Here is a 24,219-nt window from a genome sequence, read left to right on the forward strand (position 1 = left end):
GCGGGTCACACTTGGTCCTCTACAGTTGGACACATGACCAAGAACACCTGGGTGAACTGGGCTGGCGAGCAGCGCTGCGCACCCGCCGTCGTCGCGACGCCGCGTGACGTCGATGAACTGGCCGGGATCGTCACCGAATCCGCGGCGCGGGGCCGAACGGTGCGTGTCGCCGGTTCGGGCCACTCGTTCACCGACGCCGTGCTCACCGACGGCACCCTCGTCGACCTCGGCGCCATGAACAAGGTGCTCGACGTCGACACCTCGACCGGCCGCGCGCGCGTGCAGGCCGGGTTGACGCTGAACGCGGCGAGCCCGGTGTTGCACGAGCACGGGCTGGCCTTCCCCAACCTGGGCGACATCGATACCCAGACCGTCGCGGGCGCCACCGCCACCGCGACCCACGGCACCGGCGCGCGGCTGCGCAACATCTCGGCGGCGCTGCACTCGGTGCAGGTGCTGTGCGCCGACGGCAACGTGGTCGAACTGAACGAGGAGACCGACCCCGAGGGCTGGCGCGCCGCACGGGTGAGCATCGGCGCGCTCGGCATCGTCACCGAGGCCACCCTGCAGCTCGAGCCGTCGTTCGTGCTCGAAGGCGTGGAACGGCCGCTGCCGCTGGCCGAGGTCCTCGCCGATCTCGACGAATTCATCGACGGGAACGACCATTTCGAGTTCTTCGCCTTCGCGCACAGCTCTGTGGTGATGACCAAGGCGCTCAATCGCACGGACGAACCCGAGCAGCCGCGCGGCGCGCTGAGCGAGTGGGTCAACGACATCCTGCTGTCCAACTATCTCTACGACGGCTTGTGCCGGGTGGGTCGCCTGGTTCCCGCGACTGTTCCACTGATCCATCGCGTGGCCACCGTCGCGGGCAGCAACAACCGTCAGCGCGACCGCTCCTACCGTGTGTTCGCCACCCCGCGCCTGGTGCGGTTCAACGAGATGGAATACGCGGTCCCGCGCGCGCACGCGGCCGAGGCCGTTCGCGAGATGATCACCCTCGCAAAGAGATTCGGAACACCCATGCCGATCGAGGTGCGCTGGGTCGCCCCCGACGACGCCTTCCTCTCCCCCGCGAGCGGACGCGACACCTGCTACATCGCGGTGCACCAGTACCAGGGCATGGAGTGGGAGCCGTACCTGCGCGCCTGCGAAGCGGTCTTCGACCGGTTCGACGGTCGTCCGCACTGGGGCAAACACCATTTCCAGACCGCTGAGACGCTGCGCGGACGCTATCCCGACTGGGATCGGTTCGCGGCCGTGCGCAAACGTCTCGACCCCACCGGAGTGTTCGCCAACGACTATGTGAACCGGGTACTCGGTTCGCTCGACTGAGGCGGACACCGCAGGACAACACCGTAGCCGCGCCCACACACGCGCGGGTTGATGCGATGATGGCGGTGATATCCGAAGCGCCACAAGCACTTCGCCCCTGCACCGAAAGGGCGACCATGGCCCACACACCCTGCGTGTTGTTCGTCTGCGTCCACAATGCGGGCCGATCACAGATGGCGGCGGGCTTCCTGCGCGCTATGGCCGGCGATCGCATCGAGGTCCGCACCGCGGGCAGCGAGCCCGCCGACGAACTGAATCCCGTCGCGGTGGCGGCGATGGCCGAGATCGGTATCGACATCTCCGGTGAACGGCCCAAGCCGCTCACCGACGATGTCGTCGGGCTGTCCGACGTGGTGGTGACCATGGGTTGTGGCGAGGTGTGCCCGTATTTCCCTGGCATCAGCTATCGCGACTGGGTGCTGTCGGATCCGGCCGGGCAACCGATCGAGGTCGTGCGCGGGATCCGCGATCACCTGCAGATCCTGATCGGCAACCTCATCGCCGAACTGGTGCCCGTGTCGGCGCGTTGATGTCCGATTCGTTCAAGACGACCGGCCTGCGCGCCGAATACGCTGCCGGACATGACTCCTCAGCTCGACGCCATCTCGATCATCGTGTCCGACATGGCCGCCTCGGTGGCCTTCTATCGTGCGCTCGGCCTGGACTTCCCCGAGGGATGTGAGACCGAGGGGCACGCCGAGGCTCCCCTGTCCGGTGGCATGCGGCTGCTGCTGGACACCGAGGCGACGGTCGCCTCGTTCACCCCCGGTTGGCAACCGCCCAGCGGCCCCGGCCGGAGCAGCCTCGCGTTCCGCTGCGCCGATCCGGCCGAGGTCGACTCGCTGTACAAGGAACTGCTCGGCGCCGGGTACCACGGTGAGCTCGCGCCGTGGGACGCCTTCTGGGGCCAGCGCTACGCCACGCTCGCCGACCCCGACGGGCACGGTGTCGACCTCTACGCGCCGTTGCCCAGCGGATAGGACGACCAGCCGTGCGGGTCGCGCAGGCGCCGCCGGTACCGGCCGAGCACCTCGCGGACCTCGTCGCTGACCGGCGGTTCGCCGTCCAGCTTGGTCCACAGGTGGGCGTCGTGTTCGGTGAGTTGCACGGGTCCGGTGGTGGCGACGTCGACGACGAAGGTGAACTGTCTGGTGCGCGCGCCGTTGCCGGACAGATAGTCGAAGTCGCCCAGGTAGTCGGTGATGCCGGTGACCTCGAGGCCCGTCTCCTCGGCAACCTCACGGGCGAGGGCGTCGTCGAGTGCCTCGCCGTGCTCGACGACGCCGCTGGGCAACTCCCACCGTCCGCTGAGGAAGTCGGATCGTCGGCGGCGCAGGATGAGGACCCGGTCGTGGCGCACGACGACGGCGCCGACCACAAGTCGGCGTACTTCGTCTCGTTCGGCCTCGATACGCAGCGTGGTGAACACGGATTCGTCGATCATCGGGTCACATCCTCTCGTCGTGGTTCGGACTGGGCCTGGCACATGCGACGGGGCGTGCACAGTGAGCATAACTTCGTATCGCAGCTGAGCCGAATGAGACTTTCCGGGCACCCTCAGCCGGGTTGCAGGCTTCGCACCGTGCATCCGCCCAGGTCACGGACCTCCCGGGACAGATGTGCCTGGTCGGCGTAGCCGTGCAGGACCGCTGCCTCGGCGGCCGGAGTACCCGTGCGGATGGTTTCCAGTGCGCGTTGAAATCGAAGAATCCTCGCCAACATCTTGGGGCCGTATCCGAATGCCGCGAGTGAGCGGCGGTGCAGCATGCGTGCCGACAAACCCGCGCGGGCAGCGGTGTGGGCGACCGATTCGCCCGCGGCCAAGGCGTCGACGATGCCGGTGAGGATCGGCTCCGGTGACGGCGCGGCGGCCGCGAGTTCGACGGCGACGGATTCGAGAGCCACAACGCGGTCGGGCGAGTTGTCGACCTGATCGAGCAGTGCGCGGGCGGTGGCGGCGGACACGATCGTGTCGAGTTCGACGCGCTGGTCGAGCAGCTCGACGGCGGGCACTCCGAGCACAGCCGGTGCGGCACCCGGGGCGAACCGGACACCGACGAAATCGGCGGCACCGGCACGCACCCGCGCGGCACGAGTGTCCGGGCCCGCCACCATCAAGGTGCCCTCGGTCCAGATCAAGTCCATGCAGCCGTCGGGAAACACGCTGACCTGGCCCGCGCCGCCGCCGGCGCGTTGCCAGACCACCGCGCGATCGACCCGTGACCGACGTTCCCGGTAGCCCATCCCCCGACGGTAGTACCGCCCACCGACACACTCGGTTCCACCGAAGGCAGTCCGTCCGTAAGATCTGGCAACACAACGTTCGGCTCGGCGGAGGGGTGGCTGGATGCAATCGGCAGGCTCAGTGCACGGGCGACCGCGCGTGGCGGGGTTTCCCGGCGCGGATATCGACCCCGAGCCCGACGTGTGGTCGGGCGCGGCGCTCGACGACGACCGGATTCGCGCGCTGGCCGTCGGCGCCTACTACGGACGAAGCTGGGGCGCCTACTGCGACAGTGTCGCCTTCCTGCCGGAGGAGCCCGGCAGTTCAGCCACGCGTCGCGAGACCGCGATCGAGGGTCTGCACGAATCGTGGGGCGTCGACCACGCCGAGGACGCGCGCGACACCATCCGCCGGCTATTGGCGGGCATGCACGCGCCCCTGTTCGAGCTCGTCCATCCGCTCGCCGTCGCCGCGGCCACCGACACCGGGCGGGTCGACCGGTCGGGGCTGGCCGACGAGCACCGCGAATTCCTGCACACCCTCTCGGGTTTCCGCGGCTACCGGGGTCCGGCCGGTATCGACCGGGACTACGACGCCTGGTTGCAGGCCATCAAACTCGGCATCACCGACAACCTGCCCGCACCGCTGCAGAACGACGCCACCGCCTGGGATCTGGCGCGACTGGTGTTCATCGCCCGGGCCTCCTGCACCGCCGGGTATCTCACCGAGAACGAGGCCTTCGAGCACATGCTCACCGGGCTCGACCGTGCGCGTCAGCACTATCGCAACTGGCGTCAGTTCGGCGACGGCTTCCTCACCGGAGCCATCTTCTGGGCCGCCACCCAGGATCTCTCGGCCGCGAAAAGCCAAGTGGCGGAACGGCGCCGGATGATCGCGGGTCTGCACCTGCGTCCGTCGAGTCCCTGGCGGCGGGTGGCGTTGCACGCGGGGGCGCCGGTGTTCAGCCCGGCATGGTCAGCATGATGCCGACGGCCTGACGACGAAACGGTTCGTCGGCGACCATCCCGAGTTTGCGCCGCTCCACCAGCAGTTGCCACTCGCCGAACAGGTCGGCCGAAGACGGCAGCGACGGCGCGATCGATCCGTCGACGTGCTCGATCTCGCAGGCCAGGCGGATCGCCTCGGCCATCCGCTCGAAGTCGGTCGCGGTCCAGTCGTGGAAGTCCAGATCGGTGCCCGCACCCGAAATCCGCAGGGTCACCATGTTTTCCGCACCCGAACGCACCGAGGCGCCGGTGAGTACCGACACCGGGAACTCGTACATCGCCCACGCGGAAACGAACAGCAACCGCAGGGTCGTGATCACGAGCAGGCCCGGCGCGCCCTCGTGCCCAGCCTGCGCCAGCTCGAGGACGTACTCGTCAGGGCGGGCGGCGGCGTGCAGGGTATCGATCTCGCGGGCGCAGTTGCCCGCGTGCCGCATGCGGGCCGCCGCCGCGCCGACATCGGGTCGTCGCGGGCCGTTCGGGCCGAGAAGTGGGCGCGGCGGAACAAGACTCGGACGTGGCGGGAACACCCGGCGCAGACCGACGAGATCGCGTTCGACCGCGCGAACCAGCACCTGGGCCTGCTCACGTAGCCCCGTCTCCAGGAACACCGGAACCGGATGCCGTTGCGTCGCTTCACCACCGACCACGAAATCGGCCGACCGGAAGAACAGCAGCAACGCCATCTGCCCGTCCTCGGTGGTCGCCAGGGCGATCCGCGCGAGTTCGGCCACACCGACGTCGAGGGCGATCTCGTTGTCGGCCCGCAGCGGTGTCGTCACCAAGCGCCCGTCCGCGTACCGCACCGCGACCCGCGCACCCCATACCTCGATCACGCCCGCGTCCCTCCTGCCCGACCCCGCCTGGCTGGATCGTACCGAGCTGGTAACGAAGCCCTCACACAGATGGCAGGCTTATCCCCATGTCCGAAGACGAAAACCCGACCGAGTCACCCACCGAGGCGACCAAACGCAAGTTCCGCGAAGCTTTGGAACGCAAGAACGGCAACGCCTCCGTGGCCGGCGCCGCCCAGAACGAAGCCAAGCTGCGCGGTACGTCCGCGGCTGCGGGTGGAAAGCGCACGTTCCGCCGTCGCGCGGGCGGCTGATCCCACGAAAAAGCCCCTCACCTGCGTGTCAGGTGAGGGGCTCTTCAGTGGAGCTGCCGGGAATCGAACCCGGGTCCTCCGCCGCGTCTTCAGGGCTTCTCCGTGTGCAGTTCGCTATGTCTCTACTCGGATCTCCGCGTCTCGCGAACAAGCTCGGATGACGATCCCAGTCGCTGTTCGATGTCCCGCCCAGATCCGCGACCGACCTGGACGGTGATTCCCTCTAGCTGATGCCAGTACCCGGGTCGAGGGACGAACCCGGACTGACAGACACGCTTCGCTACTTAGGCAGCGAGAGCGTAGTCGCGCTGATTGGAATCGGCGCTTAATTGGTTGCAACGACGCTTACGGTGGTCTCTTGCCTGCACCGACACGCTTCCCCTGAATCAACGTACGCAGTCGAAACCGTTCAGCCCCGTACGTGCCCGCACCTTGCGGGCTAGTCATATTAACACCCACGCTTTCCGGTTTCTTCCCCTTATTTCTGCCAGCGCCGGGTGGCGTCGTGGTGACCGGGTAGCGAACCGGCCAATTGGTCCGGCACAGTCGGTGGGGGCGAGTATCGTTCTCGATCGGTCGAACCGGGAGAAGCGAGATCGCCTGGGCGGCTGGACCAAGGAGTTGATTGATGGCATTCCCCCGTCGGCGTGGGCTGCGCCGGGTCGCGGTGATTCCGGCTGTTGCCGGACTGGTGCTCGCCGCGGCGTGTTCGGCCGGTGACTCGGAACACGCCCCTGGAGTGAGCAGTCAACCCTGCCCTGGTTCCACGCATCCCGATCGCGGCTGCCTCTATCTCGGGGTGCTCTCGGACCTGGCCGACGGCCCGTTCTCGGCGCTCGGTTCGTCGATGAACGAGGGGCAGTTGGCGTTCTGGAAAGAGGTCAACGAGGCGGGCGGCATCGGCGGCTACGACATCGACATCACCACACACATCCGCAACACCTCCCTCGACCCGGGCAGGCACCGTTCCGGCTACGCCGAGATCGAGCCGCATGTGCTCGCCCTGGCAATGAGTTTCGGCACGTCGCAGACCATCGCGATGCTCAACCAGATGGACGCCGACGACATGGTGAGCACCGCGGCCACCCAATGGTCGGGCTGGAACTATCGCAGCGCCGACCGCAATCTGGTGCTGAGCGCGGGCTACTCCTACTGCACCGAAGCGGTGATGGGGCTGGACTGGTTCGCCGAGAACCACTACGCGCCGACGAATATCGCGGTGGTGTCGTATCGGGGCAATTACGGCGGCGACTACGCCAGCGGCGCGCTGAAATGGGCGCTCGCGAACGGCGCCACCATCGCCGACCGCATCGACACCGGACCAAACGGCGAGGTGGGCAACCAGGACGGACCGGTGCAGGAGGTGCTCGCGGCCAACCCCGATCTGGTGATGCTGGCCACCGGGCCCGCCGAAACGGCCGAAATCGTGGGCAAGCTGGTGCGCGCCGGGTTCACCGGCCGGTTCCTCGGTTCGCTGCCCACCTGGAACGCCGCACTGCACCAGACCGCCGCCGCTCCGGCGCTCGCCGCCCGCTACAACTACCTGACTCCCGTCGACAGCTGGGCGGGCGACAGCGTCGGCGCGCAGAAGGCACGTGAGGCAACCGATCACGAACCGTCCAACTTCGGTTATTCGCTGGGCTGGGCCATCTCCTACCCGCTGAAGGCACTGCTCACAGAGGCGGCGGAGCGGGGCGAGCTCACCCGGGAGGGGTTGCGGAGGGCCGCGGAGGGGCTGAAACCCGACGGGGAAGGCATCGTCGCCATCCATCCGGTGGGTGCGGACGCGCCCGACCTGAGCAAGGAGTGGACCGTGGTGTTCCAGCCCGACGACAGCGCGCCGATGGGTGCGCGGGCGATCGCGGTCGGCTACCAGGGTTCGACGCTGACCAGGCTCGGACTGCACGAACCCTGCACCCGGTTGTAGGTCTCAGCTCGCGGCGATCATCGCGACCGCGGCGAGCGCGAGTACCAGGCCGAATTTCTGGGTGCGGCTGATTCGTTCGCCGAGCAGCACCATCGCCAGCAGCACGGTCGCCGCCGGGTACAGCGAACCGATCACACTGACCACCGACAGCATCGCCCCGTGGAAGGCGTAGAGCAGGGCGGCGTTGGCGATCACGTCGAGCACGCCGATCCACAACGCCAACCGCAGCGGTTCACCGTGCAGACCGGCGAACTGACCGGCGGCCAGAGCGCAGATCCACACCACCGCCGTCGCGGCGCCGCGCTGGCCGAGCAGCGGCCACAGCCCGGCGGCCGGGTCGGTTTCGTGCAGGAAGAAGAAGGCGAATCCGAACGCGGCGCCGGAACCGACGGTCAGCAGGGCGACGCGACGGGAGAATCGCAGTTGTCGTCCGCCGATGATCTCCTCGGTGGTCTCGTCCGGTGCCTCACGGCTCACCAGCACCACCGCGACGAGCGCGAGCGCGATACCGGCGATCGCGGCCGGGCCCGGGCGCTCACCGAGGAAGAAGCCCGCGATCACCGGAATACCGGCCACCAATACCGCCGTGACCGGGGAAACCACCGCCATCGGCCCGTCGGCGAGCGCGGCGTAGAACCACCACACCGCGAGCCCGCTCGCCACGCCGGCGGCCAGCCCCCACAGCATCGACGCGGTGTCGGGATGCCCGCCGACCAGCGGTGCGATCAGCAGGACCAGCAGCACCGACCACGGATACGAGACGACGACGACCCGCAGAGCGGTGACTCTGCGGGCCGCGATGCCGCCGAAGAAGTCGCTGACTCCGTAACCCGCCGCCGCGATCAGGGCGAGGACGACGGAGATCAACGCATGCCTTTGACCCGCCGACCGATCTCGCGGGTGACCTCACGCTCGGCCTGGCGGCGAGCCAGATCCTGGCGCTTGTCGTAGTCCTGCTTACCCTTGGCCAGGGCCAGCTCCACCTTCACCTTGCCGTCGGAGAAGTACATCGACAGCGGCACCAGCGTCTGGTTGCCCTCGCGGGACTTGCCGACCAGGTGCTCGATCTCACGCTTGTGCAGCAGCAGCTTGCGGGTGCGCCGGGGCGCGTGGTTGGTCCAAGTGCCGTGGCTGAACTCGGGAATGTGCAGGCCACGCAGCCACACTTCGCCGTTGTCGACCGTCGCGAAGGCGTCGACGAGCGAGGCCTTGCCCTCACGCAGGCTCTTCACCTCGGTGCCGACCAGCGCGATCCCCGCCTCGTAGGTGTCGAGGATCGTGTAGTTGTGCCGGGCCTTGCGGTTGGTCGCGATGACCTTCCGGCCTTTCTCCTTCATAACGGTCAACTGTAAGTGACGGCGCCAGCGGTTTATTCCATGGCCGGATCAGGCGCGGGCGGCGGCCCTGGCCAGTGCGCGGTCGCGTTGCTCCTCGAAGCGGGCAGCCTTGACCTCGAGATCGGTGAGGTAGGCGTGCAGTTCGTCGCGGGCGCGTTCGCCCTCGGGGCCGAAGTCGGAGCGTTCGAAGATCCGCCAGGTGCGCAGGACCGGCTTCAGCACGGTGTCGAGGTGCTGGCGCAGGTCGTAGACGCCGTGCTTGGCGAGCAGGACCGCATTGCGGCGGAAGTTGGGCTGGTTCAGGCCGGGCATCTGGAAACGCAGGATGACATCGGTGATCGCGGCCATAGCGGCGTCGGGAGTGAGGTCGAGGGCGGCGCCGCACAGTTTGCGGTAGAAGATCATGTGCAGGTTCTCGTCGGCGGCGATACGCGCGAGCATCCGGTCGGCGATCGGATCGCCGCACAGGGTGCCGGTATTGCGGTGGCTGATGCGGGTCGCCAGTTCCTGGAAGGTGACGTAGGCGACGCCGCGCAGGAACTGGGAACCCTTCTCCGGCTTGGCGATACCGGCGGTCATGTGCGCCATCCGTGCCTGTTCCAGGGCGACCGGGTCGACCGCGCGGGTCACGACGAGGTAGTCGCGCATGACGATGCCGTGCCGGTTCTCCTCGGCCGTCCAGCGCCCGACCCAGGTGCCCCAGGCATTGTCGAGGCCGAAGGTGTCGGCCAGTTCACGGTGGTAGGAGGGCAGGTTGTCCTCGGTGAGCAGATTGGTGATCATGGCCGCCCGCGCCACTTCGCTGAGTCTGGATTGCCCCGGTTCCCAATCGATTCCACCCATGGCGGCGAAGTTGCGACCCTCGTCCCACGGCACGTAGTCGTGCGGGTTCCAGTCCTTGGCCTTGGCCAGGTGGTCGTTGAGGTTGTCCTCGGCCGTCGATTCGAGCTCGGCGAGGATGTCGCGATCGGACAGGTGGAGCTGCATCTGGTGTCACCTCGAAGTTGCGGGAGCGGACTCGGAGTCCGTGCCCCTACGATCGGCGCAGGTCGTAGCGGGCGTCGGCACAGTCGCGGAATACTGTGCGCGATCACAGTCGCCCGCACCGTCGGCTAGTCCGCGGGCAGCATGGGACCGAACTGGTCGATACTCAGCGGTAGGTGGGGCCAGGGGGCGGTGTCGGGTGTCAGTTCACCGACCACGGTGACCCCGGCCGCGTCGAAGGCGGCTCGCGCCCGGGCGACGTGGTCAGCGGAGGTGACGAGGACGGCCGAGGTCAGGTTGTGCTCGCTCATCAGGGCGGCGGTGTAGTCGGCGTTGCCGATGGTGGAGTCGGCGTGTGGCTCGCGCAGGATGCGGGCGGGGTCGATACCGGCGTCCTCGAGCCAGCTCGCCATGGCGTCGGCCTCGCTGCGACCCGCCTGCGGGTTGCCGCCGGTGACGATGATCGGCGACCACGGCGCGAACACCGCCTGCACGTAGCCGGTCCGCAACCGGCGCAGCAGTTCTTCGCGCATGGTGCCCTCCGGGGTGAGTCCGTAGCCGAGGATGACCACCGCTGTGTCGCCGTCGTACGTACCCGGCACGGCGGGCGCGACGATGCGGCGCAGATCCTGGATCACAGTGACCACCGACGGTTCCGCCGACACCGATTGTGCTGCGGCACAGACGAATCCGGTTGCGGTGAGGGCCGTGCACACCCCTCGGATCGCCCACTTGGTCCAGACCATGGCCGTCGCCTCCTTGCGCGGACCGATCACCGTTCGATCGGTCGAGGAGGCCAACGGTGCGCCGTGGAAGGCCGCGCAGGAAGGGCTATGACGTGCGGCTACCGGAATTCACAAGGGTGTGGTGGGCGGTGCTGGTCCGCGCCATCACAAACATTACGGTCGCCACCGGGTCAGCCGCCCGGACGCAACAGCAGATAGAGGGCGAGCGCGGAGGCGAAGACGAGGACGAGCGCCACCGTCGACCAGCGGGGCCTGCCCTGGTGCACCGGGCGGTGGCCGCCGAGCAAGGAGGGTGCGACCGCCGGGTCGATATGCCGATGCGGCATCGGCGCGAGGGCATCCGCGCCACCCGAGCTCGACCCACCCGACGTCTCCGACTCGGAGCCTTCACCATTGGCCATGAATCGACACTAACGCGGCACCCCCTGATCCGTCGCGAGTTCCCTTCCCGCTAGTCGCCCGCCAGCGTGGCCAGCACCCCGTCCCCGTACCTGGCCAGTTTGTTCTCGCCGACCCCGGCGACGGTGCCGAGGGCGGCGAGGTCGCCGGGTTTGCGGGCCGCGATCTCGCGCAGGGTCGCGTCGTGGAACACCACGTAGGCGGGCACGCCCTGTTCCTTGGCGGTGGCCGCCCGCCAAGCCCGGAGACGTTCGAACAGTGGCACATCGGCGGCGGGCAGGTCGGCCGCGGCCTTGGCCGCCTTGGGTGCGCGTGCGGGCCGGGTGGGGCGTTCGGGTTCGCGACGCAACGCCACCTTGCGGCCCTCGAAGAGCACCTCGTTGCCCGCGTCGGTGAGGGCGAGCACACCGTATTCGCCCTGTACCGCGAGGAATCCGCCGGCCAGCAGCTGACGGACGACCCCGCGCCACTCGGTGTCGCGCAGGTCGGTGCCGATACCGAACACGGTGAGCTCGTTGTGGCGGTGCTGGGTGATCTTCGGGTTGGTCTTGCCGAGCAGGATGTCGACGAGGTGACCGGCGCCGAAAGCTTGTCCGCGTTCGCGTTTGAGCCGCAGCACCGTGGAGAGCAGTTTCTGCGCGGGGACGGTGCCGTCCCAGGTTTCGGGTGGGTTCAGGCACACATCGCAGTTGCCGCAGCCCTGTCCGGTGGGCTGTTGACCGAAATAGTTCAGCAGTTGCGCGCGTCGGCAATTGACCGTCTCGCACAGGGCGAGCATGGCGTCCAGGTGTAGTTGCAGTTGCCTGCGGTGGGCGGCGTCGCCTTCGCTCGAGTCGATCATCTTGCGCTGCTGCACCACGTCGGCCAGCCCGTAGACCATCCACGCCGTCGACGGCAGACCGTCGCGGCCCGCGCGGCCTGTCTCCTGGTAGTAGCCCTCCACCGACTTCGGCAGGTCGAGGTGTGCGACGAACCGCACGTCGGGTTTGTCGATGCCCATGCCGAAGGCGATGGTCGCCACCACCACCAGCCCGTCCTCGCGCAGGAACCGAGCCTGGTTCTGCGCGCGCACCCGGTTGTCCAGACCCGCGTGGTACGGCACCGCCCGCACACCGTTCTCGTTGAGCATGGCGGCGGTCTTCTCCACCGAATTGCGCGAGAGGCAGTAGACGATGCCCGCGTCGCCGGGATGCTCGGTGCGGATGAACTCGAGCAGCTGCCGGTCGGGGCGGTTCTTGCCCTCGATCCGGTACTGGATATTGGGCCGGTCGAAGCTGGCGACGAACTGCTTCGCCTCACCCAGATCGAGTCGCTCCACGATCTCGGCGGCGGTTTTCGCGGTGGCGGTTGCGGTGAGCGCGATGCGTGGCACATCGGGCCAGCGTTCGTGCAGCAGCGACAGCGCGAGATAGTCCGGCCGGAAATCGTGGCCCCACTGCGACACGCAGTGCGCCTCGTCGATGGCGAACAGGGCGACCGTGCCGCGATCGAGCAGCCGCAGCGTGGATTCCAGGCGCAGGCGTTCCGGCGCCAGATACAGCAGGTCCAGTTCGCCCGTCACGAACTGCGCCTCCACCGTGCGGCGCTGATCGGGCGACTGGGTGGAGTTGAGGAACCCGGCCCGCACCCCGAGGGCACTCAGCGCGTCGACCTGGTCCTGCATGAGCGCGATCAGCGGTGAGACGACGACACCGACACCCGGGCGGACCAGCGAGGGCACCTGGTAACACAGGGATTTGCCGCCGCCGGTCGGCATCAGGACGAGTGCGTCACCGCCGCCGATGACCTGCTCGACGATCGCGGCCTGGTCGCCACGGAAACTGTCGTAGCCGAAGACCCGGCGTAAGACCTCGTCTGCCGTCTCACCGCGTGCGGGGGCCGCCGCCCGGCCCGGGGTGGCGGGGGCGAGGTCGTCGAAGTGGAAGCCGCCGGTGTCGTCGAAATCGTGTTCGGAGACGTAACCGCCGCCCGACGAGTAGGGGTCGTCGGGCGGGAAGTCTTCCGGAGGGAAGTCGTCGGGGGCTGTGGCGCCGGAATTGCTCACCGGGCCATCCTACGAGCGAGCGCCGGGACCGCAGCCCCTCCGCCGACCCCGATCACAGCCGTGACCGGGATCTGCTCACATGTGGATAACTCGCCTCTCACGCCCGCAGACGGGCAAGGACCTCGGAGTGCAGGGGGCCATTGGTCGCCACCGCGTCGCCGCCGTGCGGGCCCGGGCGCCCGTCCAGGGAGGTGAACGTGCCACCCGCCTCGCGAACCAGGATGTCGAGTGCCGCCAGGTCCCACAGCGAGACCTCCGGTTCGGCAGCGATATCCACAGCCCCCTCGGCCACCAGGCAATAGTTGAAGAAGTCGCCGTACCCCCGGACTCGCCACACCTCGTCGGTGAGGTCGATGAACTTCTCCCGCAGCCCGCGTTCGTGCCAGCCCGACAGTGAGGAGAACGCCAAGCTCGCCGAATCCACCTCGCCCACCGCCGACACCGTGATGGGTTTCGGAGCACCCGGATGAACCTGAGCCCACGCCCCCGACCCCGCCGCCGCCCACCAGCGGCGACCGAGTGCGGGTGCGCTGACCACACCGACCACCGGGACACCGTCCTCGAGCAGGGCGATCAGGCTGGCCCACACGGGAACACCACGAACGAAGTTCTTCGTCCCGTCGATCGGGTCGACCACCCACTGCCTGCCGGTGAACTCGGCATCCCCGCCGAACTCCTCACCGAGAACCGCATCGTCGGGGCGTTCGGTACTCAGCACCCGGCGGATCACCTGTTCCACCGCGAGGTCGGCATCCGAGACGGGTGTGAGATCCGGTTTCGAGTCGACCTTCAGGTCTACGGCACCGAAGCGCTCTTTGGAGATGGCGTCGGCCTCGTCGGCCAATCGGAGAGCAAGGTCCAGGTCAGCGGAGTAGGCAGCCACGAGGGGAGTTTATGGCGAGCCCACAACCGCGACTCGAATGGGATTCCCCCAACCCGCCACCAACCACATTCCAGCCCACGTGCCACCACTCGAGTACGCCATGACAGCATTCCCAGCCCCGCACGACCCGACCTCGAGGAGAGTCCGCCGCGAAGCGGCGCAGCGGCCCGGCCGCGCGAACAGCGCTCGAAGCGCATGCGCCGCAGGTGCGAGTCTCAAGCGCTGTTCGCGCGGCCCTCCAGGGGCCGCGCTCGAGCGCGCCAGCGCTCCAAAAACACAGCCCAATACCTCCGTGGTGCACAAAACACCGCAGTGGTTCCGCACGGCGGGAAGTTCGGCAGGTTGCCGACTCGAGTAGCCCCATACGGCCGATCACCCGACAGCCGACGCCCCACGCAGATCAAGCAGAAACCGCGACAGATCGAGCACCCGCCAACGCCGTCGCCCACCAGAACAGTTGATCGAGCATCGCTTTAGCCGCAGCCTCGAACCCCTCGGGCTCACGCAGCCGACCACCCTCGTCGAACAACAGGTAATAACGAGGGAACGACACATAATCCCGAACAGTATGTGCATTGAGTTCGTTGAAAACCTGACGCAGATGTTCGATGGCGAGCACACCACCGGTCCCCCCGCTGTACCCGACAAACCCGATCGTCTTGCGATCCCACTGAGTGAAGTGCCAGTCGATAGCGGTCTTCAACGCCGACGGATAACTCCGGTTGTACTCGGGCGTCAGAACAACATAAGCATCGGCAGCAGCAAGCCGATCGGACAACGCCACCATCCCGGAAGGCCGCGCGGGATCAGGGTCCATCGCAGGCGGAACCGCAGGCAGTTCGGCCGGAAGATCGAACTCGGCCAGATCGATCACATCGACATCGAACCGATCGTCGACCTGCGCCGCGAACCAGTCGGCGACCACGGGGCCGAACCGCCCGTCGCGGACGCTGCCGATGATGATCGCGAGTTTCAATGCGGACACGGTGTGCTCCTCGAATCGTCGTTGCCGACCCGATCGGCCGGTGCAACCCAATGTCGTCGCTCGGCGACCTGGCAGGGAGACCACGCTGAGAGTGGTAGTGGCACGGCCACTCTCAGCGGCGCGAGGCTCGGTACCGTCGGTGCGGTGAGCGACAACGAACTCGGTCTGTTCCTGCGCACCAAGCGCGAGTCGGTCTCCCCCGCGCAGGTCGGTCTGCCGACCGGCGCGCGCAGGCGGACACCCGGTCTGCGTCGCGCCGAGGTGGCGATGCTGTCGGGTGTGAGCGTGGAGTACCTGATCCGGCTCGAGCAGGGACGCGACCGGCATCCCTCGCCGCCGGTGCTGTCGGCGCTGGCCGAGACGCTGCGGTTGACCCCGCGCGAACGGGTGCATCTGCACCAGCTCACCAAGGGCATGTCCGGTTTCAGCTGCGGAGCGGCCGAGAACGGCCCCAATCGCACGGTGCGCCCCACTGTCCGCGCGATCCTCGACCAGCTCGAACCCGCGCCCGCCGCGATCACCAATCGGTTCACCGAAGTGCTCGCCTGCACGGAGGGCTACCGCAGGCTGATGGGCCCCAGCGGCCTGTTCGACCAGGGCGAACCCGCCAATATCGCGCGTTTCGTCTTCACCCATCCCGGCGCGCGCGAGCTCTACCCGGATTGGGACCAGGCGGCCGACAAGCTGGTCGCGTCGCTGAAACAGGGCCCGTTCCGCGCCGACCCGATGGTCGCCGCGCTGGTGGACGAACTCACCGTCACCGCGGGCTCCGCCTTCACCGACCGGCTCGCGCGCTTGCCCGGCCTGCCGCCCTCGGGCGGGATCAACCGCATCAGCCACCCCGAGACCGGTGAGCTGCGGCTGGCCTACGAATCGCTAGATCTGTCCATCGACGACGATCAGCAGCTCTACGTTCTGCTGCCCGCCGACGCGGCCAGCGCCGCCGCCCTCGACGACCTCGTCGGCCGCCGCCCGGGTGGTCTCCGTGCCGTCGCGGGCTGACGTGGCGGTACGCGTGTTTCGCCGTGTCGGTGCCGACCGGTAACCTTGGACATCGTGCATCCTGACGTTATCGCCGACCTCGCCGAACTCGACACCACGCTCAAGACGGTCGAGTCGGTCCTCGATGTCGAGGAGCTGCGCCGCCGCATCGATGAACTCGAGCACCAGGCCGCCGATCCCGAACTCTGGAACAACCAGGAGCACGCCCAGCAGGTGACCAGCGAGCTGTCGCATGCCCAGAGCGAACTGCGCCGGGTGGAAGACCTGCGCCAGCGGCTCGAGGACATGCCGGTGCTCTACGAACTCGCCGAGGCCGAAGAGGGCGCCGCCGCCACCGAGGCCCTCGCCGACGCCGACGCCGAACGGGCGTCGCTGCGCGAGGACATCGAGGCGATGGAAGTGCGCACCCTGCTCTCGGGCGAGTACGACAAGCGTGACGCGCTGGTCAACATCCGCTCCGGTGCCGGTGGTGTCGACGCCGCCGACTGGGCGATGATGCTGATGCGCATGTACATCCGCTGGGCGGAGCGGCACAAGTACAGCGTGGAGGTCTACGACACCTCCTACGCCGAGGAAGCGGGCATCAAGAGCGCCACCTTCGCGGTGAAGTCGCCGTATGCCTACGGCACGTTGTCGGTCGAGATGGGCACGCACCGCCTCGTGCGGATCAGCCCGTTCGACAACCAGGGCCGCCGCCAGACCTCCTTCGCCGAGGTCGAGGTGCTGCCCGTGGTGGAGACCACCGACCACATCGAGATCCCCGACGGCGACATCCGAGTGGACGTGTACCGCTCCTCGGGCCCCGGTGGACAGAGCGTCAACACCACCGACTCGGCGGTTCGCCTGACCCACATCCCCACCGGCATCGTGGTGACCTGCCAGAACGAGAAGTCGCAGCTGCAGAACAAGATCTCGGCCATGCGCGTGCTGCAGGCCAAGCTGCTCGAGCGCAAGCGCCAGGAGGAGCGGGCCCAGATGGACGCGCTCAAGACCAACGAGGGCGCCTCGTGGGGCAACCAGATGCGCTCCTACGTGCTGCATCCGTACCAGATGGTCAAGGATCTGCGCACCAACTACGAGGTCAACAACCCCTCGGCGGTGCTCGACGGTGACATCGACGGGTTCATCGAGTCCGGAATCCGTTGGCGCATGCGCGAACAGGCCGACGCATAGCCAGCGATTCGCTCGCCGATGGTGTCGTTGTTCACGTTTGACGACGCGCCGTGACCGGCCTGTAACCTTTCTGGTGTGTGTTCGAACGGACCGGAACTGTGCCTGCGCGCGCCCCACGGGGCGACGCGATGAACGCTGTGCTCGCGATGAACGGCGGTACGGAGATCACCGCCTGGCTGCGTTCCAGCGGCCTGGAGATCGTCCTACTAGTCGTCGGGGCGATGCTGTTCGGCCGGTTCGCGGCGTTCGTGCGCGACCGGGTGACCACCAAGATCGATGCCTCGTTCCACTCGAGCGACGCCCTGGTCCGTACCGAGGCGGCCAAGCACCGGCACGCGCTCGCCCAGGTCATCACCTGGGTGGTGCTGACCATCGTGTATGTGCTGGTCGGCATGGAAGTGCTTCGGCGACTTGGCTTTTCGGTGACCGGGCTGGTCGCGCCCGCGGCGGTGCTCGGTGCGGCGCTCGGTTTCGGTGCCCAGCGCATCGTGCAGGACATCCTCGCCGGGTTCTTCCTCATCACCGAACGCCAATACGGGTTCGGTGACGTGGTGCAGATCGCGGTCACCGGCTCGGCCGACCCGGCCGAGGGCACCGTCGAGGACGTGACCCTGCGCATCACCACGTTGCGCAATGCCGACGGCGAGGTGATCACCATCCCCAACGGCCAGATCGTGAAGGTGACCAACCTGTCCAAGGACTGGGCACGCGCCGCGATCGACGTGCCGGTGTCGGCCCAAGCCGACATCAACAAGATCAACGAGGTGCTGCACGAGGTGTGCACCAAGGCCTACCAGGACGCCCGCCTGAAACCGCTGCTCCTCGACGAGCCTTCGGTGATGGGCGTGGAGGATCTCTCGCTCGACGAGATGAACATTCGGATGGTTGCCCGCACATTGCCAGGCAAACAATTCGAGGTGGGGCGTGAGCTGCGCGTGCGTGTGGCCGCCGCCCTGCGTAAGGAAGGAATCAGTGAAACCGCGTAAGTCCACGGCGATCTTGATCGCCACCTGGGTGTCGACCTTCGTCGTCTACCTGTTCGTGAAGCCGGCCGACGGCACGACCACCGAGCCGGTGACCCTGATCAATTCCGTCCCGTCCTGGGTGAATCCCACCCAGTAGCGCCCCGCCGACGTCGTCGGGGCACCCGTCACGAGCAGCCCGCTGGCTACACTGGCTCCTCGTGATCACCATGCGCAACGTTTCCAAGTCGTACAAAACGTCGACGCGGCCGGCGCTGGACAACGTCTCCGTCGAGGTGGACAAGGGCGAGTTCGTTTTCATCATCGGCCCGTCCGGTTCCGGCAAGTCGACGTTCATGCGGCTGCTGCTCAAGGAGGAGGCGCCGACCTCCGGGGAGATCCGGGTGGCCGATTTCCGGGTCGACCGGTTACCGGGCCGCAAGGTGCCGAAGTTGCGCCAGCGCATCGGGTGCGTGTTCCAGGATTTCCGGCTGTTGCAGCAGAAGACCGTGGAGCAGAACGTGGCGTTCGCGCTGGAGGTGATCGGCAAGCGCCGTCAGTTCATCGAGCGGACCGTGCCGGAGGTGCTCGACATGGTCGGGCTCGGCGGCAAGGGCAACCGGTTGCCCTCGGAACTGTCCGGTGGTGAGCAGCAGCGCGTGGCGATCGCGCGCGCGTTCGTCAACCGGCCGCTGGTGCTGCTCGCCGACGAGCCGACCGGCAACCTCGACCCCGAGACCAGCGCCGACATCATGGCGCTGCTGGAGCGGATCAACCGGGTGGGCACCACGGTGCTGATGGCCACGCACGACAATCACATCGTCGACGCGATGCGCAGGCGGGTGGTGGAACTCGACCACGGCAGACTCGTGCGCGACGAGGCGACCGGTGTCTACGGGGTGGGGCGATAATGCGACTGAGTTTCCTGTTCACCGAGGTCGCCGACGGCCTGCGCCGCAACCTGACGATGACCGTCGCGATGATCCTGACCACCGCGGTGTCGTTGATGATGCTCGGCGGCGGCATGCTGTCGGTGCGGATGGCCGACAAGACCGAGAACTTCTTCATCGGTCGGCTCGAGGTGCGCTTCTATCTCGACGATTCGGTCTCCGAGACCGATCCCGACTGCGCTGCCGAGCCCTGCAAGTCCCTGCTGGCCGACATGAAGCAGACCTCCGGGGTGGAGAGCGTGCAGTTCCTCAACCGCGCCGACGCGCTCGAGGAGGCCAAGAAGCTGTTCGAGGACCAGCCGGAGATGGTGCAGTACATCGCCGACTCTCCCCTGCCCGCCTCGCTGCGGGTGAAGATGACCGACGCCGACCAGTACCAGCACATCTACGACGCGTTCGCGACGCGGGAGGGCGTGCGGATCGTCGCCAACGACAAGGAGTTCGTCGACCGGCTGGTGAGCCTGTTCGACGGCTTGCGCAACGCCGCGTTCGGTCTGGCGCTGGTGATGGCGTTGGCCGCGATGCTGCTGGTGCTCAACATGGTGCAGATCGCGGCGTTCACCCGGCGCACGGAGGTCGGCATCATGCGCCTGGTCGGTGCGACGCGCTGGTATACGCAGCTACCGTTCCTGCTCGAGGCGGTCGCGGCCGCCTTCGTCGGTTCGGTGCTGGCCGTCCTCGGCTTGGTGATCGCGCGTCCGCTGGTGATCGACCGGGCGCTCGGCCCGCTGTTCGACAGCAACGTCTTCCCGCGCATCACCGGTGACGACATCGCGGTGGTCGCCCTGACGATCGCACCGGTCGGCATCGTCTTCGCCGCCGTCACCGCCTATCTCACGCTGCGGTTCTACGTCCGCGAATGAGTTCGGCGCCGCCCTGGACGTCCGGGGCGGCGCGAGAACGGTCGGGGTGCGTGTCGGCCTAACGGCTCGCACTCGGGATCGGTGCGCCGCTGTTCGCCAGACTGGCGTCGAGCTGGGCGGCGAGGTGCGAACGCTGACGGTCGAGGTCGGCGATGCGGCGGTCCAGCTCGGCGGTCCGATCGGCCATGATGCGCACCGACTTCTCGCAGGCCTGGACCGGTCCGTCGTGCTCGGCGCACGGGAGCAGGTCGGCGATCTCCTCGGTGTTCAGGCCCGCGGCCAGCAGGTCCCGGATACGGGCGACTCGGGCGACCGCTGCCTCGGGGTAGCTGCGATAGCCGTTGGTGTCGCGGCGCGGATGGAGCAGGCCCTGTTCCTCGTAGTAGCGCAGCAGCCGGGTGGCGACCCCGGTGCGGTGCGCGAGTTCGCCGATCAGCATGTGATCACCGGCCCGTTCGGCTTGACCTTCACACCCATGTCAATCCCTAACGTCGCCGTCATGACGACAATTCCGCTGCACACCACCGTTCACGGCTCCGGCCCCGGCATCGTGCTCGCCCACGGCGCGGGCGGCGGCATCGAGAGCAATTTCGGCCCTGTGATCCCCGCGCTCGCCGCCGGTCACACCGTGGTCGCCTCGGACTACCCCGGCGACGACACTCCGTTGACCCTCGACGGGCTCGCCGACGCGCTCGTCGCGGCCGCCGTCGACGCGGGCGTCGAGACCTTCACCATCGTCGGTTTCTCCCTCGGCACCGCGGTGGCCGTGCGTGCCGCCGCTCGCCATCCCGAGCGGGTCACCGGGCTGCTGCTCACCGCGGGCCTGGCCACCCCCGACCATCGCGCCCGCCTCGCCGTGCAGGCCTGGCAGGACCTCCTCGACCGGGGCGCCCACGAGGCGTTCGCCCGTCTGGTGCTGCTCACCGGCTTTTCCACCGACTTCGTGAACGGTCTGCCCGCCGCCGTCGTCGACGATGTCGTCCGCCGGACCGCCGCCGCGATCCCCGGCGGGACCCGCGCGCAGGCCGCACTGGTCGAAACCGTCGACACCACCGCCGATCTCGCCGCGATCGCGGTGCCGACGCTCGTCGTGGCGACCACCGCCGACCTGCTCGTCGACCCGGCGAACTCATGCACCCTCGCCGCCGCGATCCCGGGCGCGGAATACGCGGAGATCGCGGCCGGGCATGTGGTCATGGTCGAGCGACCCGAGGAGTGGCAGAAACTGCTGACCGACTTCCTGGACCGGCACGGGCTCTGAATCCCACGACCTGAGCGAGTCAGCCGAGATGCCGCAGCTCCGGCCACACCTGTGACCAGGGACGAAGTGGATTGCCGCAGAGGAACATCGGTTCGCCCTGTTCGTCGTTGTCGATTCCCAGGCCGTTGTCGAGAACGCCCCGGGGTTCGACGCTGGCACAGAGCCCGGTGAGCCGCTCGCGATCGATCCCAACGGTGAGGACCTCCGTCGCCGTATCGGGCGGCGGACCCCACCACCAGTAGGCGTTGTGGCCGGAATGCGGTGTTGGCAGGTCGTATTCGGTGCCGAAGTGTTCGATGGCGCCCGCTTCGCCGTAGTTGGCGGTGAGGATCGCAGCGCCGGGCGGGCGGGCCGCCGCGATCTGTTCGACATAGCGTGGCCAGCCGATGGTTTCGCCCGCGTCGTAGTTGATCGCGAGGGTCGGCGAGTGTGGGACCGCCTCGATCGGTAGCACCGGCAAGAACAGTGAGCCGGACATGACCGCGTTGAGCGCGATCACGGAAGACGCGGCGAACCAGCGCTTTCCGATATGTCCGAGCCAACCGGCCAGACCCACCGATCCGGCCGCGAGCAGGACCGGATACATCCCGCCGAGGTAGTAGGCCTTACCGCCGGTCACGAGGAACAGCACGAAGAGCAGTCCATAGGCCATCGCGAACGCGCGGTACCGCGAATGCCACAGCCACCACAGCCCGTAGACCCACAGCGGGACCAGCAGCGGACCGAACAAACCGAACTGCGAGAGCACGAACATGATCGGGGAATCCGAGGTCCCCGACGAACCGCCCGCGATGGCCCGGCTCAGCTCCCACTGCGGCCAGCCGTTGCGCGCCTGCCACCACAGATAGGGCAGGGTCAGCAGCGCGCCGACACCGACGGCGCACGGAAAGAACCTGGTGGCGAATACCTTTCGCTGCCCGGTGAGCAGCAGGGCCACGGCGAGCGCCACGACCGGCACGATCAACAGCACCTTGTTCAGCAATCCGGCACCGACGAGCGCGCCGATCAGCAGCCACCAGCGTGGATCGCCGGTCCGGGTCGTGCCGCCGTCGACCGCTACCGACGAGGACAACGCGTCCCCCTGCCCCCGAAGCAATTTCAGCACGAGCAGGCACACCGACGACCACACGGCGAGGTCGAACACGGTCGTGGTGAGCAAGTGCCCGACGCCCTGCACCAGCGCCGCGCTCGCGACCGCCGCGGCCGCCAGCGCCCGCGCGCCACGCCCACCACCCAACTCTCCCGCCATCCAGCCCGCGCAGACGACAACCACCACCGCGGCGACGACCGAGGGCAGCCGCAGCACCCACAGCGCATCGGGGTCGATCGCCGACATCACCCGCGCGAGAAGCGGCACGAGCGGTGGCTGGTCCGGATAGCCCCAGGCCAACCGTCTGCCCGCCGCGAGGAAGTACAGCTCGTCGCGGTGATAGCCGTAGCGGCCCGAGGTCACCAGCAGGACGAGCGCGAAGACCGATACCAGGACGCGCACCTGTGCAGCGTGACAGAATCCGGCGATTTCCCGGTTCGTCCTTGCGCTTCTTACTCCGGAGTAAGATAGTCTTACCGGAGAGTAAGATAGTGGGGCCACGGAGCGTCCCGACAGCCGAGGAAATCAGGTGATGATGAGCACTCGAGACAGCGCGACGAAGCGACGTCCGAACGACACGTCCGCGGTCGGCCTCAACCAGCCCAAACGGGACTGGATGGGCGCTGCGATGCGCGCTTTGACGACCGTGACCGGGTCGGAGTTCGCCGGCAAGTACAAGCTGCGCAAGCCCATCGAACGCATCACCTACGAGGGCACCAAGACCGGGTTCCGGACACTTGGCGCGGCGACCCGCACCTTCGGCAAGGTCACCGGCGGCGGCGAGCCCAAGCGGCTACCCGACAACGAGGCCAAGACCAAGGACTACTTCGACCTCACCCCCACCGACGACCAGAAGATGATCGTCGAGACGGTGAAGGATTTCGCCGGTGAGATCCTGCGCCCGGCCGCCTACGAGGCCGACGCGGCCGCCAAGGCCCCGCGCGATCTGCTCGATCGCGCCGCCGAACTCGGCATCACCCTGATCAACGTGCCCGAGGAGCTGGAGGGGGCGGCCGCCGAGCGCGGCGCGGTCACCAACTCGCTGGTGGCCGAGGCCCTCGCCTACGGCGACATGGGTCTCGCGCTGCCGATCCTCGCGCCGAGCGGTGTGGCCGTCGCGCTGTCGCAGTGGGGCACCGACGCCCAACAGCGCACCTACCTGCCCGCCTTCACCGGCGAGAACGTGCCGCAGGCCTCGGTGGTCATCAGCGAGCCGCGCGCCCTGTTCGACCCGTTCGCCCTGCAGACCAAAGCCACCCGCTCCCCCAGCGGCTACCGCCTCAACGGCGTGAAGAGCCTGGTCCCGGCGGCCGCCGATGCCGAACTGTTCCTGGTTGCGGCCGAGCTCGACGGGCGCCCGGCACTGTTCATCGTCGAGTCCGACGCGGCGGGCCTGGTGGTGGAGGCCGACCCGAGCATGGGTCTGCGCGCCGCCGGTCTGGGTCGGCTGATCCTGGACAACGTCGCGGTCGGCACCGACGCGATCCTCGGCGACGGTGACGCCGCCACCCGCGCCGCCGAGTACGCCGACGCCGTGCAGCTGGCCCGCCTCGGCTGGGCCTCGCTCGCGGTCGGCACCGGACAGGCCGTGCTCGACTACGTGATCCCCTACGTCAACGAGCGTGAGGCGTTCGGCGAGCCGATCTCGCACCGCCAGGCGGTGGCGTTCATGGTCGCCAATATCGCGATCGAGCTCGACGGTCTGCGCCTGGTCACCCTGCGCGGTGCCTCGCGCGCGGAGCAGGGCCTGTCGTTCGCCCGTGAGGCGGCGCTGGCACGCAAGCTCGCCACCGACAAAGGCATGCAGATCGGCCTCGACGGTGTGCAGTTGCTCGGCGGCCACGGCTTCACCAAGGAGCACCCGGTCGAACGCTGGTATCGCGATCTTCGTGCCATCGGCGTCGCCGAGGGCATCGTGCTGGTGTAGCGGCCGCTTTTC

Annotated in this window: 27 protein-coding genes and 1 other RNA gene; 14 read left to right on the plus strand and 14 right to left on the minus strand. The window is 68.0% G+C overall.

The window, feature by feature from the left end; genetic code table 11:
* Positions 1-33 precede the first annotated feature (33 nt).
* The 3 genes from AB0I35_RS11245 (at position 34) to AB0I35_RS11255 (ending at position 2,315) form a co-directional block, all read left to right on the plus strand.
* Positions 34-1,335, plus strand: a complete 1,302-nt coding sequence (locus AB0I35_RS11245) for a D-arabinono-1,4-lactone oxidase (protein WP_357395672.1) — start codon at positions 34-36, stop codon at positions 1,333-1,335.
* A 116-nt stretch (positions 1,336-1,451) separates the two neighbouring features.
* Positions 1,452-1,865 (plus strand): arsenate reductase ArsC, encoded by a 414-nt coding sequence (locus AB0I35_RS11250; RefSeq protein ID WP_357395673.1) that lies wholly within the window; start codon positions 1,452-1,454, stop codon positions 1,863-1,865.
* A 51-nt stretch (positions 1,866-1,916) separates the two neighbouring features.
* The gene (locus AB0I35_RS11255) at positions 1,917-2,315 is read left to right on the plus strand and encodes a VOC family protein (protein WP_357395674.1); all 399 of its coding nucleotides are present in this window, start codon (positions 1,917-1,919) and stop codon (positions 2,313-2,315) included.
* On the opposite strand, the gene AB0I35_RS11260 is transcribed toward AB0I35_RS11255, so the two are convergent.
* On the minus strand, positions 2,291-2,779 hold the full coding sequence (locus tag AB0I35_RS11260) for an NUDIX domain-containing protein (RefSeq protein WP_357395675.1): 489 nt from the start codon (positions 2,777-2,779) through the stop codon (positions 2,291-2,293). The genes AB0I35_RS11255 and AB0I35_RS11260 overlap by 25 nt on opposite strands.
* A 113-nt stretch (positions 2,780-2,892) precedes the next feature.
* Positions 2,893-3,579: a helix-turn-helix domain-containing protein gene (locus AB0I35_RS11265; RefSeq protein WP_357395676.1), complete on the minus strand. Its 687-nt coding sequence runs from the start codon at positions 3,577-3,579 to the stop codon at positions 2,893-2,895.
* Between the two features lie 139 nt (positions 3,580-3,718).
* On the opposite strand from AB0I35_RS11265, the gene AB0I35_RS11270 reads away from it, so the two are divergent.
* Positions 3,719-4,543: a DUF1266 domain-containing protein gene (locus tag AB0I35_RS11270; RefSeq protein ID WP_357395677.1), complete on the plus strand. Its 825-nt coding sequence runs from the start codon at positions 3,719-3,721 to the stop codon at positions 4,541-4,543.
* On the opposite strand, the gene AB0I35_RS11275 is transcribed toward AB0I35_RS11270, so the two are convergent.
* On the minus strand, positions 4,521-5,402 hold the full coding sequence (locus tag AB0I35_RS11275) for a hypothetical protein (RefSeq protein ID WP_357395678.1): 882 nt from the start codon (positions 5,400-5,402) through the stop codon (positions 4,521-4,523). The two genes, AB0I35_RS11270 and AB0I35_RS11275, sit on opposite strands and share 23 nt — an antisense overlap.
* Positions 5,403-5,488: 86 nt before the next feature.
* Here AB0I35_RS11275 and AB0I35_RS11280 point away from each other — a divergent pair, with 86 nt between their 5' ends.
* Positions 5,489-5,674 (plus strand): DUF5302 domain-containing protein, encoded by a 186-nt coding sequence (locus AB0I35_RS11280; protein ID WP_067491771.1) that lies wholly within the window; start codon positions 5,489-5,491, stop codon positions 5,672-5,674.
* 45 nt (positions 5,675-5,719) lie between these two features.
* On the opposite strand, the gene ssrA is transcribed toward AB0I35_RS11280, so the two are convergent.
* Positions 5,720-6,091, minus strand: a transfer-messenger RNA (tmRNA) gene (gene ssrA / locus AB0I35_RS11285).
* Positions 6,092-6,302: 211 nt separating this feature from the next.
* Here ssrA and AB0I35_RS11290 point away from each other — a divergent pair.
* Complete coding sequence (locus AB0I35_RS11290; RefSeq protein ID WP_357395679.1) at positions 6,303-7,601, plus strand: ABC transporter substrate-binding protein; 1,299 nt, start codon at positions 6,303-6,305, stop codon at positions 7,599-7,601.
* Positions 7,602-7,604: 3 nt separating this feature from the next.
* Here AB0I35_RS11290 and AB0I35_RS11295 read toward each other — a convergent pair whose 3' ends face one another.
* The 8 genes from AB0I35_RS11295 to AB0I35_RS11330 form a co-directional block, all read right to left on the minus strand.
* Positions 7,605-8,468: an EamA family transporter gene (locus AB0I35_RS11295; protein WP_357395680.1), complete on the minus strand. Its 864-nt coding sequence runs from the start codon at positions 8,466-8,468 to the stop codon at positions 7,605-7,607.
* On the minus strand, positions 8,465-8,938 hold the full coding sequence (gene smpB, locus AB0I35_RS11300) for an SsrA-binding protein SmpB (RefSeq protein WP_357395681.1): 474 nt from the start codon (positions 8,936-8,938) through the stop codon (positions 8,465-8,467). The genes AB0I35_RS11295 and smpB overlap by 4 nt, the downstream gene beginning before the upstream one ends.
* Positions 8,939-8,986: 48 nt before the next feature.
* Complete coding sequence (locus AB0I35_RS11305; protein WP_356986595.1) at positions 8,987-9,925, minus strand: acyl-ACP desaturase; 939 nt, start codon at positions 9,923-9,925, stop codon at positions 8,987-8,989.
* Positions 9,926-10,050: 125 nt separating this feature from the next.
* Positions 10,051-10,668: a YdcF family protein gene (locus AB0I35_RS11310; RefSeq protein ID WP_357395682.1), complete on the minus strand. Its 618-nt coding sequence runs from the start codon at positions 10,666-10,668 to the stop codon at positions 10,051-10,053.
* 170 nt (positions 10,669-10,838) lie between these two features.
* Positions 10,839-11,069, minus strand: a complete 231-nt coding sequence (locus AB0I35_RS11315; RefSeq protein WP_357395683.1) for a hypothetical protein — start codon at positions 11,067-11,069, stop codon at positions 10,839-10,841.
* A 50-nt stretch (positions 11,070-11,119) separates the two neighbouring features.
* Positions 11,120-13,111, minus strand: coding sequence for a DNA helicase RecQ (recQ, locus tag AB0I35_RS11320; RefSeq protein ID WP_357395684.1), 1,992 nt, complete (start codon positions 13,109-13,111; stop codon positions 11,120-11,122).
* Between the two features lie 97 nt (positions 13,112-13,208).
* The gene (hisN, locus tag AB0I35_RS11325; protein WP_357395685.1) at positions 13,209-13,994 is read right to left on the minus strand and encodes a histidinol-phosphatase; all 786 of its coding nucleotides are present in this window, start codon (positions 13,992-13,994) and stop codon (positions 13,209-13,211) included.
* A 400-nt stretch (positions 13,995-14,394) separates the two neighbouring features.
* A complete protein-coding gene (locus AB0I35_RS11330) occupies positions 14,395-14,979 on the minus strand; it encodes an NAD(P)H-dependent oxidoreductase (protein ID WP_357395687.1) in 585 nt (194 codons plus the stop codon).
* Between the two features lie 144 nt (positions 14,980-15,123).
* On the opposite strand from AB0I35_RS11330, the gene AB0I35_RS11335 reads away from it, so the two are divergent.
* The 6 genes from AB0I35_RS11335 (at position 15,124) to ftsX (ending at position 19,929) form a co-directional block, all read left to right on the plus strand.
* Entirely contained in the window at positions 15,124-15,981 is an 858-nt protein-coding gene (locus tag AB0I35_RS11335; protein ID WP_357395688.1) for a helix-turn-helix transcriptional regulator, read from the plus strand.
* Positions 15,982-16,035: 54 nt separating this feature from the next.
* Positions 16,036-17,154: a peptide chain release factor 2 gene (gene prfB / locus AB0I35_RS11340; protein ID WP_067491755.1), complete on the plus strand. Its 1,119-nt coding sequence runs from the start codon at positions 16,036-16,038 to the stop codon at positions 17,152-17,154.
* Positions 17,155-17,282: 128 nt separating this feature from the next.
* Positions 17,283-18,140, plus strand: coding sequence for a mechanosensitive ion channel family protein (locus tag AB0I35_RS11345; RefSeq protein ID WP_225278974.1), 858 nt, complete (start codon positions 17,283-17,285; stop codon positions 18,138-18,140).
* Positions 18,127-18,276: a hypothetical protein gene (locus AB0I35_RS11350; RefSeq protein WP_157102088.1), complete on the plus strand. Its 150-nt coding sequence runs from the start codon at positions 18,127-18,129 to the stop codon at positions 18,274-18,276. Before AB0I35_RS11345 ends, AB0I35_RS11350 begins: the two co-directional genes overlap by 14 nt.
* A gap of 61 nt (positions 18,277-18,337) precedes the next feature.
* Positions 18,338-19,027 carry a cell division ATP-binding protein FtsE gene (ftsE, locus tag AB0I35_RS11355; RefSeq protein WP_067491646.1) on the plus strand — a complete coding sequence of 230 codons (690 nt, stop codon included), beginning with the start codon at positions 18,338-18,340 and terminating at the stop codon, positions 19,025-19,027.
* A complete protein-coding gene (gene ftsX, locus AB0I35_RS11360) occupies positions 19,027-19,929 on the plus strand; it encodes a permease-like cell division protein FtsX (protein WP_067491644.1) in 903 nt (300 codons plus the stop codon). Before ftsE ends, ftsX begins: the two co-directional genes overlap by 1 nt.
* Positions 19,930-19,987: 58 nt before the next feature.
* On the opposite strand, the gene AB0I35_RS11365 is transcribed toward ftsX, so the two are convergent.
* Positions 19,988-20,368, minus strand: coding sequence for a MerR family transcriptional regulator (locus tag AB0I35_RS11365; RefSeq protein ID WP_357395689.1), 381 nt, complete (start codon positions 20,366-20,368; stop codon positions 19,988-19,990).
* Positions 20,369-20,428: 60 nt separating this feature from the next.
* Between AB0I35_RS11365 and AB0I35_RS11370 the strand changes: the two genes are divergently transcribed.
* Positions 20,429-21,190, plus strand: a complete 762-nt coding sequence (locus AB0I35_RS11370) for an alpha/beta fold hydrolase (protein ID WP_357395691.1) — start codon at positions 20,429-20,431, stop codon at positions 21,188-21,190.
* Between the two features lie 19 nt (positions 21,191-21,209).
* Here the strand turns inward: AB0I35_RS11370 and AB0I35_RS11375 are convergent, their stop codons facing one another.
* The gene (locus AB0I35_RS11375; protein WP_357395692.1) at positions 21,210-22,682 is read right to left on the minus strand and encodes a glycosyltransferase family 39 protein; all 1,473 of its coding nucleotides are present in this window, start codon (positions 22,680-22,682) and stop codon (positions 21,210-21,212) included.
* A gap of 130 nt (positions 22,683-22,812) precedes the next feature.
* Here AB0I35_RS11375 and AB0I35_RS11380 point away from each other — a divergent pair, with 130 nt between their 5' ends.
* Complete coding sequence (locus AB0I35_RS11380) at positions 22,813-24,207, plus strand: acyl-CoA dehydrogenase family protein (RefSeq protein ID WP_357395694.1); 1,395 nt, start codon at positions 22,813-22,815, stop codon at positions 24,205-24,207.
* Positions 24,208-24,219 lie beyond the last annotated feature (12 nt).

This window comes from Nocardia sp. NPDC050378 (genome assembly GCF_040655675.1).
GTDB lineage: Bacteria > Actinomycetota > Actinomycetes > Mycobacteriales > Mycobacteriaceae > Nocardia > Nocardia coubleae.